Annotated in this window: 1 protein-coding gene; it reads right to left on the bottom strand. The window is 69.8% G+C overall.

The window, feature by feature from the left end:
• Window positions 1–444 (bottom strand): AMP-binding protein (locus AC2JF9_RS09325; protein WP_500727212.1); only part of this gene is annotated, 444 nt, incomplete at both ends.

The following is a 444-nucleotide window of genomic DNA, read 5'->3' as shown; positions in this document are numbered from 1 at the left end:
CCGAGCGTGTAGGTCCAGTTCATCGTCCCGGCATGGAGGACGATGTCGCCTTCGGTCAGCCCCAGCCAATGGTCGTGCATTGGCCGCCGTCCCCAGATCGCGCGATGGGCGTGGAGGACGCCCTTGGGGCGGCTGGTCGTCCCGGAGGTGTAGATCAGGTAGGCGGGATCCTCGGCCGCGGTGTCCGCATAGTCCCGGAGCGGTTCGGTCCGCAGCATGTGGGCGATGTCGTCCGGACGGAGGACGATCCGGCCGGCGGCGTGGTCCGGCTCGATTGCCTGCCCCGGCCCGAGCGCGACGGCCGCGGCTCCCGAGTCCTCCATCAGGAACGACGCCTCCGCCGGCGTGAGCTGCGGCGAGGACGGCATGGCGATGAGCCCCGCCGCCAGCGCGGCGAAATAGAACAGGAGATAGGCCGGCTCGTTGCCCATCCGGATCATGATC

This window comes from Lactobacillus sp. C449L (assembly GCF_059900815.1).
The sequence above is the reverse complement of the archived record's forward strand: the minus strand, read 5'-3'. Positions and strand labels throughout refer to the sequence as shown.